A 17550-nucleotide genomic window follows, 5' to 3' on the forward strand; every position below is an offset into this window, starting at 1 on the left:
GAACGACTCGTCCCCGGACGCGAGCGCGCCGCGCGACGGAGCGGTCGCTCCGCGCGGAAAGCACACGCCCCGGAACACCTCGTTTCGGTGCGGGTTGTCTTGTTCGCGGCGGGTCCCACCCGCCACAGGGCCCGCGGGCCGCCGGGACGTTCACCCTAATATGCGTAATTCGGAGACAATGAACTATGTTGGTGATTTTTAGATATTTTCAGTGTGCTGGTACGCGTCGCGTGTGGCGCTACACCGTCACGCGCTCGCCCGGTCGAGCGCCGCCCGCGCCTCCGCCACGATCCCCTCGACGATCGCCGCCGCGGGGCGGACGTCGTTCGTCAGCCCGCTACTCTGGCCCGCGTAGAGCGCGAGCGCCTCGACGTCGCCGGTCATCCCCGGCAGGGCGACGTCGTCGCCGTACCGCTCGACGGGGCGACCGTTCGGGTACGCCGCGACCGTCTCGCCCTCGCCGGGGCGCTCGCCCGGCGGCGGACGGCCGGCGCGCTCCCACGCCTCGACGGTGGCGTTGCGGAGCGTCCGGTGGGGCGTGCCGGGCCACCCGCCGTCGAACAGTTCGGAGAAGACGGTGTCCGTCTCGTCGGCGTCGCGGACGCGCTCGCGGTAGGCCCCGTGGCTCCGCGCCTCCTCGGCGGCGACGAAGCGCGTGCCGAGCCAGCCGCCGGCCGCGCCGAGGACGAGCGCCGCGGCGAGCCCACGGCCGTCGGCGATGCCGCCCGCCGCCACGACCGGCGCGTCGGGGACGGCGTCCGCGACGGCCGGGACGAGCGGCATCGTCGCCACCTCGCTCTGGACGTGCCCGCCCGCCTCCCAGCCCTGCGCGACGACCGCGTCGACGCCGGCGGCGACGGCCTCGCGGGCCTCCTCGGCGCTCCCGACCGTCTGCATCACCGTCGCGCCCGCCTCGCGACAGCGCTCCACGTGCGGGGCCGCGTCGCCGAAGGAGAGGGAGACGACGGGCGCGCCCGCGTCGAGGCAGGCGTCGAGGTGCTCCTCCGTGGGCGCGCGCGTCGTCGCCGGGTCGAGGACGAGGTTCACGCCGAAGGGGCGGTCGGTCCGCTCCCGCGTCTCGCGGATGGCACGCCGCGTCGCGTCGAGCCCCCGCCACGTGACGGCCAGCGTTCCAAGCCCGCCCGCCTCCGAGACGGCGGCGGCCAGCGCCGGACAGCTGGCGCTGCCGATCGGGGCCTGAACGAGGGGGTGGTCGATATCGAGCGTCCGGCAGAGCGCGGTGTCGAACGGGGGCACGACGCCCCTTGCCCGGCCGGCGTGAAAGAACTACTCCGTCCCCGGGGCGGGACCGAAGCTCTCGATCTTGGCGGCCTCGGCGTCGCCGCCCGCGGCGACGAGCGCCTCGGTGGCCGCCTCGACGAACGGCGCGAACCCGTAGACGAACGTCCCGCGATCCCCCTCGACCCCGTCGAGCGCCTCGACGAGGGCGGCGTCGAGCGCCTCGTCCTCGGAGAGGACGTACACCCGCGCGCCGCCCGCCGCGAGTTCGGCCAGGCGCTCCTCGTGAATCGGTTCGTCGTCGCGGTAGACGACGGTCGCCCGCCCGCCGTCGGCGAGCGTGCGCTCCGCGATGCCGACCGCGGGACCGATTCCCGGCCCGCCTGCGAGCACGAGCGTCTCGGCTTCGTCCTCGTAGTGGGCGTCGCCGAACGGCCCGGTGAAGTGCAGCGCGTCGCCCGGCGCGAGGGTCGCGACGTACGTTCCGAACGCGCCGTCGGGATCGACGGTGAGCGTCACCTCGAACGTGTCCGTCACGGCCGGCGAGGAGATGGTGTAGAAACGGGCGACGGTCTCGCCCGCTACCTCCGCGCTGAGCCTGACGAACTGGCCGGGGCGCGCGTCGAAGTCCGGGGGCGTCTCGAAGTCGATGGCGACGGCGTTCGGTCCCACGTCTCGAACGGCGGCGACGGTCACGGGAGTCGGGTCCATGTATAGTGTGCGTTCGTCCGATTCGAAGGGAGTTTCGGTCGTGTCGACTGGACACCTATACGGTATTCAGAAGTCTTTTGCGGTGTGGCGGGGTACCGACGACTAGCATGCCCGAAGACCTCAACTGGGCCATCGGCGGCGAGGCCGGCGATGGTATCGACTCTACTGGGAAGATCTTCGCCCAGGCGCTCTCGCGAGCGGGTCGACACGTCTTCACCTCGAAGGACTTCGCGTCCCGGATTCGCGGCGGATACACCGCCTACAAGGTCCGGACGTCGGTCGATCGCGTCGAGAGCGTCGTCGATCGCCTCGACATCCTCATCGCGCTGACCCAGCGCACCGTCGACGAGAACCTCGACGAACTCCACGAGGGGTCTGTCATCATCTACGACGGCGAGCGGACGACGATGCAGGACCTCGAGATCCCCGAGGGGATGATCGGCCTCGACGTACCGCTCAAGAGCCTGGCCGAGGACGCGGGTGGCGCGATCATGCGCAACGTCGTCGCGCTCGGCGCGGCCTGCGCGGTCGCCGACTTCCCGATCGAGAACCTCGACGAGTCGCTCCAGAAGCGCTTCGGGGGCAAGGGCGAGTCCATCGTCGAGAACAACAAGGAGGCCGCCCGCCTCGGACGGGAGTACGTCCGCGAGAACTACGACCACGAGTTCGACTACGAACTGGAGACGACGGACGCGGACTACGTCCTGCTCAACGGCGACGAGGCCATCGGGATGGGCGCGATCGCCGCGGGCTGTCGGTTCTACTCGGGCTACCCCATCACCCCCGCGACGAACGTGATGGAGTACCTCACGGGCCGCATCGAGCGCTACGGCGGGGCCGTGATCCAGGCGGAGGACGAACTCTCGGCGATCAACATGGCGCTCGGCGCGGCGCGCGCCGGCGCGCGGGCGATGACGGCCACCTCCGGTCCGGGGATCGACCTGATGACCGAGACCTTCGGGCTGGTCGCCACGACCGAGACGCCCCTGGTGATCGTCGACGTGATGCGCTCCGGTCCGTCGACCGGGATGCCGACGAAGCAGGAACAGGGCGACCTCAACATGCTCCTCTACGGCGGTCACGGCGAGATCCCGCGGTTCGTCCTCGCCCCGACGACCGTGAGCGAGTGCTTCCACAAGGCGGTCGAGGCCTTCAACCTCGCCGAGAAGTACCAGACGCCGGTCTTCCTCGCCGCCGATCTCGCGCTCGCGGTCACCGAGCAGACCTTCCCGCCGGAGGAGTTCGACATGGACGCCGTCGAGATCGATCGCGGGAACGTCGTTTCCGAGGGGCAGATCGACGAGTGGGTCAGCGAGTCCGGGCAGTTCCAGCCCCACCTCGAGACCGAGGACGGCATCAGCCCGCGGACGTTCCCCGGGAACGCCGGCGGCGCGCACATGACGACCGGCCTCGAACACGACGCGCTCGGCCGCCGCACGGAGGACACCGACGTGCGGGTCGACCAGGTCGACAAGCGAAACCGGAAGGTCGAGACGGCCATCGAGCGCGAGGACTGGTCGCCCCGGGAGTTCGGCGACGCCGACTCCGACACGCTGATCATCTCATGGGGCTCGAACGAGGGCGCGATGCGCGAGGCGATGGGCTTCCTCGAGGAGGACGGCGTCTCGGTCCGCTTCGTCTCGGTGCCGTACATCTTCCCCCGCCCCGACCTGACCGACGCCGTCGAGGCGGCGGACGAGGTCATCGTCGTCGAGTGTAACGCCACCGGGCAGTTCGCCGACCTCGTCGAACACGACGCCCTTACCCGCGTCAAGCGCATAAACAAGTACGACGGCGTCCGCTTCAAGGCGGACGAACTCGCGGAGGACGTCAAACGCGTGCTCGGAGAGAGCGCGGAGGTGACTGCATGAGTTCCCAAGTTCGATTCACCGACTTCAAGTCCGACAAGCAACCCACCTGGTGTCCCGGCTGTGGCGACTTCGGGACGATGAACGGCATGATGAAGGCGCTCGCCAACACGGGCAACGACCCCGACAACACGTTCATCGTCGCGGGGATCGGTTGCTCGGGCAAGATCGGGACGTACATGCACAGCTACGCGCTGCACGGCGTCCACGGTCGCGCCCTGCCCGTCGGCATCGGCGTCAAGGCGGCCAACCCGAACCTCGAAGTGATGGTCGCCGGCGGCGACGGCGACGGCTACTCGATCGGTGCCGGCCACTTCGTCCACGCCGTGCGCCGGAACATGGACATGACCTACGTCGTCATGGACAACCGCATCTACGGGCTGACGAAGGGGCAGTTCTCGCCCACCTCGCGCGAGGACTTCGAGACCTCGACCTCGCCGGACGGCACCCACCAGGCCCCGGTCAACCCGCTCGCGCTGGCGCTCGCCGCCGGCGGGACGTTCATCGCCCAGTCGTTCTCCTCGGACGCCCAGCGACACGCCCAGATCGTCCAGGAGGCCATCGAGCACCCCGGCTTCGGCTTCGTCAACGTCTACTCGCCGTGCGTCACGTTCAACGACGTGGACACCTACGACTACTTCCGCGACTCGCTGGTCGACCTCGCGGACGACGAGGACTACGACTCGACGGACTACGACCAGGCCAAGGAGGTCATCCTCGACTCCGACAAGGAGTATCAGGGCGTCATCTACCGCGACGAGAACTCGGTGCCCTACAACGAGAGCATGGGCCTGACCGAGAACATGTCCGAGATCCCCGACGGCGCGCCCGAGGACGCGATGGACCTGGTGCGGGAGTTCTACTGACCCACCACGTTTTTACGCCTCGGGTTTCCTCGCTCGGTCTTCGACCTCGCTGCGGGAACCGCTCGGCGCAAAAACCTGGACTAAAAACGCCGAGTTCGAGCGCGACGCGCTCGAACGCGGTGACCCGAGCTCGTTTCACTCGCGCGGACGAATGTGTCACTTCTTGTTTAGAGTGAAACTCGCATCTACCTTATGCCTAGTTTATAATAATCGTACACCTTCTCCTAACTAAATTATATGTGGATCTACATTAACGATTCTTATTGGTTATATGTGGGAAGGGGACATTTTTAATATTCTCTAACAACTGCAAGTTTGCTATCTATCTATAACAACTGAGGCGTAATATCTTCCATCACATAATCTCTACAGGGTAAAAATCGCTTGGGCGATGACCAAATGGTGCATTATGGTGGACATCGTTACTTATCATCTTTAGCGTATTCTCTCGGTATTCCTCAAAGAAGCCAATGGGGAAAGCATCCCAGAAGACTAGACAACAGAGATTCAAAAATACACTGCCTAGCGAATGCGTTATGAATTCGCTATGAGCTGTTGGATTTCTCAGACAGCGGATAAATTCATAGAAATCTGATTTATTATTCATCTCCGACTCGATCTCCTCAGCATATTCGTCAAATAGGGCTCGGAACGTCTCTTGTTTTTCTTGGTCAAAATTACGGATAGAGTCTAACGCACTGGCAGTTGCTTCTTCAGCCTCCTCTTCGTGCCATAATTTCAATGCTCCTTTTATATAGACTCTCTTACCGCCGCCAGCGTATTCTGATACATCAAATTCTTCACTACCATTACTATACAAATCGTGCAATACGCCGTCCACACCCATCTGCCTGCATCTCCGACGAAGGAGACCCTCAAGAGTAGACGTTCCGAGTCGGGTGACTAGACGAAAGCTATCAATTGTGATTGCGTTGTAACTTGGGTTCGCATCAAATTTATCCAACTTTCCGCCGCTAGCTACGACGCGAAGTTCCTGTCTCTTCATAGTCAGTGCAATCTGAATTAAAACATTCAGGTCTCGGAGTATATCTGTACCAAGCCTCGTCAGTTGCTCGTAAGATTTGTTTCTAGAGTACAATATTCTCAATAATGCAGACATAGAACCAGTCCAAGCCCAATACTGAACATGGTCTTCCCAAAATTCAGCCATGGCAGATTTTAGCGTTAGATCGCAGAGATATTTGGGTAATTCTCTCAGTTCATCTAAAGAAAGCATCCAGATGGCCCGGTCAGTAAGTAATACACGAGAATGTGGACCGATATGAGAGCGAAAACTATCCACCCCAGAGTTGCTTCTCATTTCATCGAAATTTCGAGATTCTAAATGTTCTCTGACTCGGTCTTCAAAGATACGACTTGGGGAGAGAGGCATAAAGAAGATCAAGGCTACCTAGGACTTATACTATCGTGATTGCTTATTAGCACCAATTTTCTATTCGTTCAATGGTGTATAGGGCGCACAATTTCTATCCAACAATCCTCTAAAGAGTAGAATATCTGTTCGATAGGAGCCACGCAGTACTTGTCTTTTGGTCAGTACCATGGTACATGGAAACGGATAGCCACGGCTTCTTATTCCATGGCACCGTTGGTGTGTCTCCCAGGCGGTCCGCTACTGTACTCGACACGCTTTTCAGGTACACTGTCTCCTCGACGAGTCGTACCGGAACGAGGTACTGATAACGGTCGGTGGCACAACTGAAACGCATGACGAAGAAGACGACGACATCTTCTAGCGCGAACGGAGACGAGAGAGACCGCTTCGACGTCGTCATCGCGGGGGCGGGGCCCGCCGGGGGGCAGTGCGCTCGCGACCTCGCCGCGCGCGGATACGACGTCGTCGTCCTCGAGACCGAAGCCGAGGACGAGTTCCCGCGACAGAGCAACAAATCGACCGCGGGGACGTTCCCGTCGATGATGACGGCCTTCGGCGTCCCCGACCGACTCGCGGAGACGTTCACCGACAGCGTCGTCGTCGAGTCGCCCAACGGCCACTACGAGCGAGCCCAGCCCGGGGCGGTCCTCGACTTCGCCGCGTTCAAACGCTGGCTCGTGGCGGACGCGCGCGACCGCGGCGCGGAGTTCCGCTTCGAGTCCCGCGTCTCCGGGCCCATCACCGACGGCGGACGGGTCGTCGGCGTGACGTACGCCGGCTCCGAGGAGGTGTACGGCGACGTCGTCGTCGACGCGACCGGCCCGAGCGCGCCGCTCGCGAAGGCCCTCGGCGTGAGCGACCTCCACCGCGCGAACCAGGCCATCGGCATCGACTACAAGCTCGAGGGCGTCGACCTCGACCACGAGGACTACGCCGACCTCACCGGGGCGATGATGCTCCGTCTCGACCACGACATCGCGCCCGGCGGTTACTCGTGGATCTTCCACACGGGCGGCGACACCGCGAAGGTCGGCGTCTGTTACATCCAGAACGAGCGCCACCAGGAACTCGCCCGGGACGGGATGCGCATCGACGACTACCTCGACTACTGGATGGACTCCGACCCGCGCTTCGAGAACGCCGAACCCGTCGAGGGCGCGCACGTCCTCCGCGGTTCGGCGCACATCCAGATGCCCGGTCGCCTGAGCACGGACGGCTTCATGGCGGTCGGCGACACCGTCCCGACCATCGACCCGCTCTGGGGCGAGGGCATCCACCAGGGGATGGAGTCCGGCCGTGCGGCGGCCATCACCGCCGACCACTGCCTGACGCTCGATACCCCCGACACCTCCGCCGACCGGATGTCGGTGTACGACGACCTCTGGCACGAGCGCGTCGCGCCGAACATGCACCGGCGACTGCTCATGACGGAGTTGCTGTACCTCGCTCCGAACGAGCGATACGACAGGTTGATCCGCGACCTGAACCGACTCGCCCCCGAAACGCTGGCGAACGCCAGCGGCGGGAGTCTCCTCTCGATCGCTCGCCTGCTCGAACTCGACGACCTCCGGTATCTCGCGAAGCTAGCACGGAACCGGCTCACGGACCCGCACCGCCGCTGGAATCCGCTCTCCTGATCGCGAGCGATCGTCTCTCGTACGAGATATACGACTGTTTTTAAAACGTGCCCCGCAAAGTGCGGTCATGCCTGCGGAAACGTACGACGTGGTCGTCGTGGGTGGGGGGACGGCGGGCGCGTTCGCCGCTGCGACGGTCGCCCGCGAGGGACTGGACGTGGTCGTCCTCGAGCGCAAGAGCGCCGAGGAGGCGGGGCACATCGCCTGCGGTGACGCGGTCAAGGGCAAGAGCACCTTCCCCGACGTGATCGACCTCGACTACCTGCGGGAAGAGTCGTTCTCGAACGAGGGGATCACGCGCGCGCGGTTCGAGAACCCGCACAACGGCGAGACGCTCGACGTCCCCTTCGGCCCGACGAACGGTGCCGTCGTCGATCGTAAGCGCTACGGCGAGGTCCTCCTGGAGGAGGCCGAACGCGCCGGCGCGGAGATCCACTACGACACGGTCGTCCGCGACGTCGTCCAGAACGGGTCGATCTCGGGCGTGAAGGCAACCCGGAAGGGCTCGGTGCTCACCTACGAGGGAGAGGTGGTGATCGACGCCGCCGGATCGCTCTCCCTCCTCCAGGACAAGGCCGACCTCTCGGACGCCACCTTCGATACGAACGTGAACTACTCGCAGTTCTGTTCGGCCTACCGCGAGATCGTCGAGGTCGAGGAGCCCGTCGAGTGGCACGACGCGCTCGTCTTCAAGCCGACCGAGGAACTGGGCTACCTGTGGTACTTCCCGCGGACGCCCACCGAGATCAACGTCGGCCTCGGCTTCCAGATGAACAGGCCGCCGGTGAAGCTCGTCCAGGTGCTCAAGCGCGACCTGCGAAACCGCCCCGAGTTCCGGAACGCCCGCGTGATCGACAAGCTGGGCGCGGCGCTCCCGACCCGGCGGCCCTACGACTCGGCGGTCGCGCCGGGGTTCGTGGCCGTCGGGGACGCCGCCGCCCACGTCAACCCCACCACCGGCGGCGGGATCCCCGGCGCGGCGAAGGCGGGCCACTGGGCCGCGCTGCAGGCCGTCGAGGCGATCTCCGAGGGGGCGACGGACGAGGCCGCCCTGTGGGAGTACAACCGGCGGGTCCAGACCGACTTCGGCAAGCGCTTCGCCGCGATGGACCTGTTCAACATCTGGGGCGGCGCGGTCGACATGGACGAGATCATGGAGATCATCACGAAGCTCCCCGGCCAGCAGCTCGCGGACGTGCTCGGCTCCAGCGGCACCACGTCGATGCCCCTCTCGCTGAAGCTGAAGACCGCCGTCAAGTCGTTCGGCCACTGGCGTACCCTCTATCAGATCAAGCGGGTCAACGACACCGCGACCGAACTCAAGCGCATCTACGACGAGTTCCCCGCCTCCCCCGACGGCTTCGACCGCTGGCGGGCCAAGCGCGACGCGCTCATGGACGACTTCTACGACCTCGTGGGCGCGGAGCCGAAGTACTAGACCACCACCTTTTAACAGCCACCTTTTGCTGCGCTCGCGCGCCAGCGACACGCTTCGCGGTCGCTGGCGCGCGAGCGCAGCAAAATCTGGACCAAAAGCCAGCGTCACCTCTTCGGGCGCTCGCTGTGCTCGCGCCCTCGAAGGCTCCTTGGCCCGCTCGCTCCCTTCGGTCGCTCGCGGTGCGACTGATCGTGACGGCGGTGGGAGAGGGAGCTTCGACGACCCCGAACTCGTCGTTCTGCCGGCCCGTACCTTTATATCCGAGAGCGGGACCAGACTCCCCGTGCGCTGACCCTCGCCGCGGGGAGGGAAGCGGTTGCGCGACGCGACTCCCCGCGGGCACGAATCGCGTCGCCTGTTCGCCATCGCTCCCTGTCGGCCCGACGATCCGCGTGCGACCGCGTGTCATCCACCTTCGTAACCCCTTTTGACTCGTCGCCCCTGGTTCGACACATGGTCCAACAGCGTGAGCTTACGCCGTCCGACGTGCCGGCCGCGAGCGGGATGCCGATGCTCGGCCTCGGCACCTGGCAGAACGACGACGCGGAGCAGTGCGCGGAGAGCGTCGCGACGGCCCTGGAGATGGGCTACCGCCACGTCGACACGGCGCAGGCCTACGGCAACGAGGAGGCCGTCGGCGAGGGGATTGCACGCGCGGACGTCGCGCGGGACGACGTCTTCCTCGCGACGAAGCTGTGGATCGACAATCTCGCGTCCGAGGACGTGCTGGAGACGACTCGCGAGAGCGTGGATCGCCTCGGCGTCGACTCGCTCGACCTGCTCTACGTCCACTGGCCCGCGCGGGAGTACGACCCGGCCGACACGCTCGGCGCGCTCACCGAACTCCAGGACGAGGGCCTCATCGAGCGCATCGGGGTGAGCAACTTCGAACCCGAGCACCTCGAAACGGCGCAGGACGCCTGCGAAGCGCCGATATTGGCGAATCAGGTCGAGATCCACCCGCTGCTCCAGCAGAAGGAACTCCGCGAGTACTGCGAGGGCGAGGGCATCGAACTCGTCGCGTACTCGCCGCTCGCGCGCGGGAAGGTCTTCGACGATCCCACCCTGTCCGACATCGCGGAGAAGCACGACGCGAGCGAGGCGCAGGTCAGCCTCGCGTGGCTCCGCGAGAAGGGCGTCACCGCCATCCCCAAGGCGACGAGCGAGGACCACCTCCGCGACAACTGGGGATCGCTCGCGCTCGCACTCGACGACGAGGACGTCCGTCGCATCGACGACATCGGTCGCGAGGACCGGCAGGTTCACCCGTCGTTCGCACCCGACAGCTGGTAGCGCGACAGTCGCTCGTTCGCCTCTCCCGAATCGGCACCGGTACTGGTAAGTAGACGAAACATTCACGTATTCGTGGTGTAACGGTCGCGCATGGTCGTCGAGCGCCAGCGGTACGGCATCGTGAGCGGCATCCGAGCGGACGTGACTCGCCTCCACGTGTTCTGGATGGCGCTCGCCTTCCCACAACTCCGGCGGACGCACTCGGTGATGGGTCGGTGGCGACCGAGTGGACGCGTCCAGCGCGCCCTGTTCCGCGCGTGGAGCCTGCTGGGCGGGCTGGCGCTCCTCGCCGGGTATCCCCTCCTCGTGTTGGGATTCGGCACACGCTTCGTCAGTCGACGGCTCGACACCACCGCCACCCGCCTCGGGGTCGCCGGCACGGTCGTCCTCTCTACCGTCGTCTGGGGTCTATTGACCCTGATCGCCCGTCTGCGGTTCTCCGCCGAGGGGTTCGTCGCCGTGGGCGCGGCGAGCGTCGTCGCCGTCGTCAGCGTCGCCCTCGCGGTCGTCTTCGCCCGCGTCGGCGGTCGGGGGACGACCGTCCTGCTCGCCTACCCCGCCGCCACGAACGCGCTGTTCCTCCCGCCGGTCGTGGCGGCGCTGTACTCACCGACGCTCGCGGGTGTGATCTTCCCCGAGAGCGCGACGCTCGCGCGCTGGGTCCTCGACAACGTCCTGGTCGTCGGTAACGTGAACGTCGCCCTCCGCGACGCGTTCGAACTCGAGGGAGTCGCCTACGTCGCGATGTGGTTCGCGCTCGCGGTTCCCGTCGGGTGGCTCCTCGGGAGCGTCGTCGCGCTCGCGGACGCGGTGCGGCCGACCGCACGCCGATCGAGTCACGCGTAGGCGGAAACGCTTATCAACCCGAACAACGCTTAATCCGGGTCCACCCCAAGGGCCGGTATGGAGTTCGATGCCAAGACGACGATCGGTATCTTCGTCGTCATCGTCGCCGTCGGCGTGCTCGGCCTGCTGGCGATGGGCGTGATGGAGACCGGAACCGTCCTGATGATGGTCCTCCCCGCTCTCGTCGTCTTCGGGTTGCTGTTCATGTTCCTCGGCGTCAAGCACGGCGAGTACCGCGCGATCCGCTGACCGACGCGTCGCTCGCGCGGCGGCGTGGACGCGCGACCGCCCGCCGAGCCAGTGGGAGTTCTTTCGGCCGCGTTCCGAGGAGCGACTGCCATCCACCCGCCGCGGTTGCGCACCGTGCTGTACCGCGAGCGAGGCGTCTCGCGATGCAGCTTTTACCAGCGAGCCGCCAGCGACACGCTCCGCGGTCGCTGGCGCGCGAGCGCAGTAGGAGGTGGTGGTCCTAGACCCCGATGCCGTCCTGCGAGAAGCCGACGAGGAGGGAGCCGGCGGCCATGCCGAGCGCGGCGATCGCCAGCGCGATGTCCGGTACGGGGGTGTCCGGCAGGCCGCCGAAGATGACGAGCGCGCTGCACAGGACGAGGAGACCGACGCCGATGGTGAGTCTTCGTGAATCCGTTGCCATGCGACCCGGTTCGGTCCCGATCGGATTAAGTTCCTGCGAATCCGTCCTACACGTGTTCACGACCCTCGTGAGATAAAGTAGCACGCGGCGCGGGTCGCGTGAGCGGACGCGAGGCTGCGTGAACGGGTGCGCGGCGACTCGCGGTGCTTTTGTCCGCGGGCGGATCAGCGGGGGTATGGACGACGACGAGCGGGCGCGACTGCGGACGATCGCGGACTACCAGTTCGGCGCGGGGGCGGGGGCGGCGCTGTTCCCCGACGGGGAGGCGCTGGCGGTCTGGCGCTCCTCGACCGGCCGTCCCCAGCAGGTCCAGACCGCCGACGAGACGCGCCTCGTCTCCTACGGCACCGACGGTCGGTTCACGCTCGCGTACGCGGGCGGCGCGCGCCTCCACGACGCGCTCGGTCGGCCGCGCGTCGAGGTCGGCGAGGAGAGCGTCCCGTTCGTCCGCGACGGGAAGAACGCCTTCGCGAAGTTCGTCCGCCACGCGGACGCCGACGTCCGCCCCGGCGACGAGGTGCTCGTCACCCACGCGGGAGCGCTACTCGCGGTCGGCCGGGCGGAACTCCCCGCCGCCGGGATGGCGGACTTCGAGACGGGGATGGCCGTGAAGGTGCGGGACGGCGCGGGAACCGGGGAGTGAGCGGCCGACGGACGGCCGCCGAGCGGGAGTCCACTACGCTTTTGCCGCCAGACCGAGTGGCTCCACGTATGTTCGGAGGCGGCGGCGGGCTCGACCCGCGCAAGATGAAACAGATGATGAAGCAGATGGGCATCGAGGTCACCGAGATCGACGCGGAGGAGGTCGTCATCCGGACGGCCGACGAGGACCTCGTGTTCACGGACGCCGACGTCCAGCGCATGGACGCCCAGGGGCAGGCCACCTACCAGATCGTGGGCGATCCCGAGTCGCGCCCGCGCGCCGAGGGTGCCGCGGAGGCGGGGTCCGAGGAAGCCACCGGCGACGTGGACGCGGACGCCGAGGCGACCGACGCGTCAGCCATCCCCGACGCCGACGTCCAGATCGTCGCCCAGCGGACGGGGGCGAGCGAGGAGGAGGCCCGGGCGGCCCTCGAAGCCGAGGGGGGCGACCTCGCCGCGGCGGTCAGCCGACTGGAGTAACGAGCGTGTACCTGTTCGTCCGCGACGGACGCGAGTACCTGCTCGCGCCGGGCGAGACGCTCGAGAGCGACCTCGGTATCCTGGAGGTACCCGAGGACGTCTCGCCCGGCGACACGGTCGAGACCCATCTCGGCGAGGCGTTCGAGGTGCGCGACCTGCGCGGGCCGGACCTGTTTGCCCACTTCGAGCGGACGGGCGCGCCGATGATGCCGCGCGACATCGGCCTCGTCATGGGCCACACCGGGGCCTGCGAGGGCGACCGCGTCCTCGACGCCGGGACCGGAACGGGCGTGCTGACCGCTTACCTCGCCCGCGCCGGCGCGTCGGTCGTCACCTACGAGCGAAACCCCGAGTTCGCGGAGGTGGCGCGCTCGAACGTGGAGATCGCTGGCGTCCCGGATCGGGTGGAGGTACGCGTCGGGGACGTGGTCGACGACCTCGACGACCTCGACGACCTCGGGACGTTCGACCTCCTGACGCTCGACACCGAGGACGCCCCGCGGATCGTCTCGCGAGCGCGGGATCTGCTCGTGTCGGGCGGTTACGTCGCCGCATACGTCCCGTTCGTCGAGGGGACGAGGGCGGTCGTCGAGGCCGCGCGGGAGGCCGATCTCGACGAGATCGAGACCTACGAGACGCTCCAGCGGGAGATGGACTTCGACGCCCGCGGCTCGCGCCCCTCGACGGCCGGCGTCGGCCACACCGGCTACCTCGTGTTCGCCCGCATCTGATCGATCGCCGCGACCGGGGTAGTTTAATGAGACTACCTGCCGTAGCTTTCGGGCATGAGCGATGCAGACTCCCCCGAGGAGCGCTTCGACGAGACCACGACGTGGCCCGACCTCGGCATCGCGCTGTACGACCGCCTGACCGGGCGGAACGCCGAGATCGAGTACGAGTTCGAGGACATGAACGTGTTCGTCCCGAGCAAGGCGGGGGAGGGGGCAGAGCACGCCCACTGGCGACTCGACGGGACGCTGACGATCACGACGCGCGAGCAGCGCGACTGACCGGGTGACCCGACGCGTTCATCCCGTCGACGTCACCGCGGACCTGACGCTGACCATCGACGGCCAACCCATCGCGGTCGAGTCCTACACCGACACGGTGCTCGTCGACCTTCCGTCGATCGGTGCCGCCCGCGCGGTCGCCCGCTCCGGGCTGCGTCGCGCGGACCGACTCGATCGCCTGCTTCACGACCTCGACGTGACCGTGGTGTTTCGCATCGACGGGACGCCCGTCGCCCGCATGGGCGCGGCCGCCCGTCCGGGGCCGGTGGCCCGCATCGCGCCGATCGAGCCCGACGCCCGCGGAATCCTCCGCACCGCGCTCGCGGCCCCGATTCGCGCGCTCAGCTGACCGCTCGGAGCAGTTCGAACAGCTCCGACCGGCACGCGCCCGCGTCCGGTCCGAGTGCTTCCCCTTCTCCCTCCGCGCCGAGTGCCGCCCCGAGTTCGGGGAGGGTCGTGGGGTACGCCCCGCCCGCGACGCGGAACCCGTCGTCCGTCGCCCAGACGCCGAGCCACCCCTCCACCGGAACCGCCTCCGGGCGTGCGCTCGCGTCGGCGTCGAGCGGCAGTCGGGCGCGGAACGACTGCAATCTGGCGCGCGCTCCCGAGCGAACGCGGACCCGTTCGGTGCGCCCGCGCTCGACCCCCCGGAACCCCCGTCCTCGGAGGTCGTTCGCGAACGTCCGCCGCGCCTCGGCCGCGACCGTCGGGAGGAGCATCGCCGGTCCGACGCCGGGCGGGAGCGGCGGGTCGAACGTCAGCCGCGTCGCGAAGAAGAAGCGCCACTGGCGGTCGATCCCGGTCGCCTCGTGGATCCGCTCGCGCGACGCCGCGTCCTCGTAGAGTCGGGTGTATCCCAGCACTCGCGCCGCCGGGAGGCGGACGAGCGTCTCCGTCGACTCCTCGACGAGCGACCAGCCGCCGCGCTCCAGCCGTTCCTCGGGGACGGAGGGCATCATAGGCGAGGATACGCCCACGGATCACTTGTACAGTAGGTGTAGCGAGCGACGGACGACGGAGGGGCCGCCAGCGAACCGGGAACGCTACGTTTCGTACCGCGAGCGAGCACCGCGAAGCGGTGCGAGCGAGCGGGCCGACGAACCCCCGAAGGAGCGCAGCGACTGAGGGGGTGAGGAAGTGCTTTTGATCGAGCTTTTACAGGGACGGCGCGCACAGCGCGCCGTCCCGTCGTAAAAGGTCGTCGTTAGTGATCGTCTTCGCGCCACTTGTGCTCGCACTCGGTGCAGACGAGAAAGCGGGTCTCCGACTCGTCGGCCGAGCGGATCTGCTGCATGTACCAGTAGGCGGTGTCGTTGCCGCAGTTCGGGCAGACGACGGTCGTGGTCGGCAGGCCGCGGTCCTCGGCGTCGCTGACGTCGACGATCTCGCTCTTCTCCTGGCCCTGGGTCGTCGTCATCTTCGCCTCCTGAGCGCGGTCGCGGGCCTCCGTGTGGCCACAGGAGCGACACTCCCACGTCTCGCCGTCCGAGTGCATCATCGAGCCGCACTCGTCACAGAACTTCATACCCCCCTGAACAGGGCCGGGACGTATAAGCGAAGGGAATTTCGACGGGCGATCGCACCGTCCCCCTCGGTCGGTTCGACCGCGAACCCGCGCCCGATCGTCCCCTCCCTCGGTGGTCTGTCCTCCCCTTCGGTGGTCTGCCCTCCCCTTCGGTGGTCTGCCCTCCCCTTCGATGGTCTGCCCTCCCCCTCGGCGGTCAGCCCTCCCCCTCGGACTGGCCGGGTTCGCCGACCGCCGCCACCGGGAGGTGGGAGTAGAGTTCGAGTTCGAGTTCCTCGACGCTGGCGAAGGAGTCGCTCGTCATCTCGTCGAGCGTCCGACCGAGGTTCGCCTCGCCGTCGGCGAGCAGGAGGGTCACGTCGTCGAACGCCGAGACGGCGCGATCGCGCGAGGTCGGATAATCGTGGTCGGCGAGGACGGTCCCGACTCTGCTGAGCTTTACTGTCCGAGCCATACCTCCCGTGAGGAATCGTTACAATATGAGGTTGCCGCTGGCGGTAAGGAAGGAAGGAAACCGTGATTGCGGACGCGTCCGTACGACGACCAGATGGTTCTCGGTACCGACCGTCGCGTGTTGACGCTGGCGCTCGCGCGGATGGCCGACGCGCTCGGCAACTCGTTTCTCATCATCGTCCTCCCCCTGTACATCGAGAGCGGGCAGGTGGACGTCACCGGCCTCGTCGGACGGTCCGTCCTGGGGATCGAACTGACGCTCCCACTGCTCGTCGGTCTCGTCCTGTCGCTGTTCGGCTTTCTGAACAGCTTCGGACAGCCGATCACGGGTCGGCTGTCCGATCGGACCGGACAGCGCCGGGCGTTCGTGCTGGTCGGGCTGGCGCTGTTCGGGGTCGCGAGCGCCGCCTACCCGTTCGTGAGCGGTTACGCGGCGGTCCTCGCCACGCGGGCGCTGCAGGGCCTCGGCGCGGCGTTCACCATCCCCGCGACGGTCGCGCTCGTCAACGAGTTCGCCGCGGACGACGCCGAGCGCGGCGGCAACTTCGGCGTGTTCAACACGTTCCGCCTCGTCGGGTTCGGGTTCGGCCCGATCGTCGCGGGACTCGTCATCGAGGGGGGTCCGTACGCGACGCCGCTCGGGGGGCTGACCGGGTTCAACGCCGCCTTCGCGGTCGCGGTGCTCGGGGCCGCCGTGAGCTTCGCCCTCGTGTCGCTGCTCATCGAGGACCCCGAGCGGACGGCCGCGGCGGCGTCGGACGACCTCTCGTTTCGGGTGTTCGACCGGAGCGGGCGGGGGGCGTTCGATCCGGTGTTCGTCCTCGGCGTGGGCACGCTGTTCATGGCGGTCACCATCGCCCTGTTCGCGACGCTTCAGGACACGATCACGACGAGGCTCGGGGAGGGGGAGTTCCTCTTCAGCGTCCAGTTCGCCGCCGTCGTCATCGCCAACGTGCTCTTCCAGGTCCCGATCGGGCGGGCAAGCGACCGCTACGGCCGCAAGCCGTTCCTCCTCGCGGGGTTCGCCCTGCTCGCCCCCTCGGTGGCCCTCCAGGGGTACGTTCCGGCGCTCGCGCCCGGCATCGAGCGGGCGATCCCCGCTCTCGACGGGGTGGCGGGGCCGGGGCTGATGCTCGCCGCTCGCCTCTTGCAGGGCGTGAGCGTCGCGCTGGTGTTCGCCCCGGCGCTGGCACTCGCGGGCGACCTCGCGGGCGAGGGGCGCTCCGGGACGACGCTCTCGGTGCTCACCACCGCCTTCGGGCTGGGGATCGCCATCGGCCCGCTCGCGTCGGGCTTCCTCGTGCGGTTCGGCTTCCCGACGCCGTTCGTCGTCGGCGGGGCGCTCGCCCTCGCCGGGTTGGCGCTCACCTACTCTCAGGTCGAGGAGTCCCTGCCGGGCAGTGAGGCGCGGCGCGACGCCGTTCCGCAGGACGACTGAACGACGACGCAGTGTCACCGAGCCCCGGCGGGCGGCGGTGTAGTTTTATTCGTATC

General features: G+C 67.2%; 20 protein-coding genes. 13 read left to right on the forward strand and 7 right to left on the reverse strand.

Features of this window, described 5'->3' with window-relative positions; all coding sequences use genetic code 11:
- Positions 1–246 precede the first annotated feature (246 nt).
- Together NKI68_RS12345 and NKI68_RS12350 are read right to left on the reverse strand one after the other, a co-directional pair.
- Positions 247–1257, reverse strand: coding sequence for an NAD(P)H-dependent flavin oxidoreductase (locus NKI68_RS12345; protein WP_254543401.1), 1011 nt, complete (start codon positions 1255–1257; stop codon positions 247–249).
- A gap of 30 nt (positions 1258–1287) precedes the next feature.
- A complete protein-coding gene (locus tag NKI68_RS12350) occupies positions 1288–1950 on the reverse strand; it encodes an FAD-binding oxidoreductase (protein ID WP_254543402.1) in 663 nt (220 codons plus the stop codon).
- A 107-nt stretch (positions 1951–2057) separates the two neighbouring features.
- Here NKI68_RS12350 and NKI68_RS12355 point away from each other — a divergent pair, with 107 nt between their 5' ends.
- Together NKI68_RS12355 and NKI68_RS12360 are read left to right on the forward strand one after the other, a co-directional pair.
- A complete protein-coding gene (locus tag NKI68_RS12355; RefSeq protein WP_254543403.1) occupies positions 2058–3821 on the forward strand; it encodes a 2-oxoacid:acceptor oxidoreductase subunit alpha in 1764 nt (587 codons plus the stop codon).
- Positions 3818–4684, forward strand: a complete 867-nt coding sequence (locus NKI68_RS12360) for a 2-oxoacid:ferredoxin oxidoreductase subunit beta (protein ID WP_254543404.1) — start codon at positions 3818–3820, stop codon at positions 4682–4684. Before NKI68_RS12355 ends, NKI68_RS12360 begins: the two co-directional genes overlap by 4 nt.
- A gap of 355 nt (positions 4685–5039) precedes the next feature.
- Here NKI68_RS12360 and NKI68_RS12365 read toward each other — a convergent pair whose 3' ends face one another.
- Positions 5040–6077 (reverse strand): hypothetical protein, encoded by a 1038-nt coding sequence (locus tag NKI68_RS12365; RefSeq protein ID WP_254543405.1) that lies wholly within the window; start codon positions 6075–6077, stop codon positions 5040–5042.
- A 335-nt stretch (positions 6078–6412) separates the two neighbouring features.
- Here NKI68_RS12365 and NKI68_RS12370 point away from each other — a divergent pair, with 335 nt between their 5' ends.
- From NKI68_RS12370 to NKI68_RS12390, 5 genes are all read left to right on the forward strand, one after another.
- The gene (locus NKI68_RS12370; RefSeq protein ID WP_254543406.1) at positions 6413–7717 is read left to right on the forward strand and encodes a digeranylgeranylglycerophospholipid reductase; all 1305 of its coding nucleotides are present in this window, start codon (positions 6413–6415) and stop codon (positions 7715–7717) included.
- Between the two features lie 67 nt (positions 7718–7784).
- Entirely contained in the window at positions 7785–9155 is a 1371-nt protein-coding gene (locus NKI68_RS12375; protein ID WP_254543407.1) for a geranylgeranyl reductase family protein, read from the forward strand.
- A gap of 453 nt (positions 9156–9608) precedes the next feature.
- Entirely contained in the window at positions 9609–10448 is an 840-nt protein-coding gene (locus tag NKI68_RS12380; RefSeq protein ID WP_368410828.1) for an aldo/keto reductase, read from the forward strand.
- Positions 10449–10538: 90 nt separating this feature from the next.
- Positions 10539–11294, forward strand: coding sequence for a hypothetical protein (locus NKI68_RS12385; protein WP_254543408.1), 756 nt, complete (start codon positions 10539–10541; stop codon positions 11292–11294).
- Positions 11295–11351: 57 nt separating this feature from the next.
- The gene (locus tag NKI68_RS12390) at positions 11352–11543 is read left to right on the forward strand and encodes a DUF7333 family protein (RefSeq protein WP_254543409.1); all 192 of its coding nucleotides are present in this window, start codon (positions 11352–11354) and stop codon (positions 11541–11543) included.
- A 220-nt stretch (positions 11544–11763) separates the two neighbouring features.
- Here the strand turns inward: NKI68_RS12390 and NKI68_RS12395 are convergent, their stop codons facing one another.
- Positions 11764–11946, reverse strand: a complete 183-nt coding sequence (locus NKI68_RS12395; protein WP_254543410.1) for a hypothetical protein — start codon at positions 11944–11946, stop codon at positions 11764–11766.
- Between the two features lie 175 nt (positions 11947–12121).
- Between NKI68_RS12395 and NKI68_RS12400 the strand changes: the two genes are divergently transcribed.
- The 5 genes from NKI68_RS12400 to NKI68_RS12420 all read left to right on the forward strand — a co-directional run bounded on the left by NKI68_RS12400 (position 12122) and on the right by NKI68_RS12420 (position 14427).
- Positions 12122–12589: a PUA domain-containing protein gene (locus tag NKI68_RS12400; protein WP_254543411.1), complete on the forward strand. Its 468-nt coding sequence runs from the start codon at positions 12122–12124 to the stop codon at positions 12587–12589.
- Positions 12590–12657: 68 nt separating this feature from the next.
- A complete protein-coding gene (locus NKI68_RS12405; RefSeq protein WP_254543412.1) occupies positions 12658–13068 on the forward strand; it encodes a nascent polypeptide-associated complex protein in 411 nt (136 codons plus the stop codon).
- A gap of 5 nt (positions 13069–13073) precedes the next feature.
- Positions 13074–13799, forward strand: coding sequence for a methyltransferase domain-containing protein (locus NKI68_RS12410; protein ID WP_254543413.1), 726 nt, complete (start codon positions 13074–13076; stop codon positions 13797–13799).
- A gap of 54 nt (positions 13800–13853) precedes the next feature.
- A complete protein-coding gene (locus NKI68_RS12415; protein WP_254543414.1) occupies positions 13854–14078 on the forward strand; it encodes a hypothetical protein in 225 nt (74 codons plus the stop codon).
- Positions 14079–14082: 4 nt separating this feature from the next.
- On the forward strand, positions 14083–14427 hold the full coding sequence (locus NKI68_RS12420) for a hypothetical protein (RefSeq protein WP_254543415.1): 345 nt from the start codon (positions 14083–14085) through the stop codon (positions 14425–14427).
- On the opposite strand, the gene NKI68_RS12425 is transcribed toward NKI68_RS12420, so the two are convergent.
- The 3 genes from NKI68_RS12425 to NKI68_RS12435 all read right to left on the reverse strand — a co-directional run bounded on the left by NKI68_RS12425 (position 14420) and on the right by NKI68_RS12435 (position 16057).
- Positions 14420–15034 carry a DUF6517 family protein gene (locus NKI68_RS12425; RefSeq protein ID WP_438267803.1) on the reverse strand — a complete coding sequence of 205 codons (615 nt, stop codon included), beginning with the start codon at positions 15032–15034 and terminating at the stop codon, positions 14420–14422. The two genes, NKI68_RS12420 and NKI68_RS12425, sit on opposite strands and share 8 nt — an antisense overlap.
- Before the next feature lie 248 nt (positions 15035–15282).
- The gene (locus tag NKI68_RS12430; RefSeq protein WP_254543417.1) at positions 15283–15603 is read right to left on the reverse strand and encodes a transcription factor S; all 321 of its coding nucleotides are present in this window, start codon (positions 15601–15603) and stop codon (positions 15283–15285) included.
- Positions 15604–15799: 196 nt separating this feature from the next.
- A complete protein-coding gene (locus NKI68_RS12435) occupies positions 15800–16057 on the reverse strand; it encodes a DUF5789 family protein (RefSeq protein ID WP_254543418.1) in 258 nt (85 codons plus the stop codon).
- Positions 16058–16150: 93 nt separating this feature from the next.
- On the opposite strand from NKI68_RS12435, the gene NKI68_RS12440 reads away from it, so the two are divergent.
- Positions 16151–17494 carry an MFS transporter gene (locus tag NKI68_RS12440; RefSeq protein ID WP_254543419.1) on the forward strand — a complete coding sequence of 448 codons (1344 nt, stop codon included), beginning with the start codon at positions 16151–16153 and terminating at the stop codon, positions 17492–17494.
- Positions 17495–17550: the final 56 nt, after the last annotated feature.

Origin of the sequence: Halomarina pelagica, from assembly GCF_024228315.1 — an archaeon.
In the GTDB taxonomy this organism is placed as follows: domain Archaea; phylum Halobacteriota; class Halobacteria; order Halobacteriales; family Haloarculaceae; genus Halomarina; species Halomarina pelagica.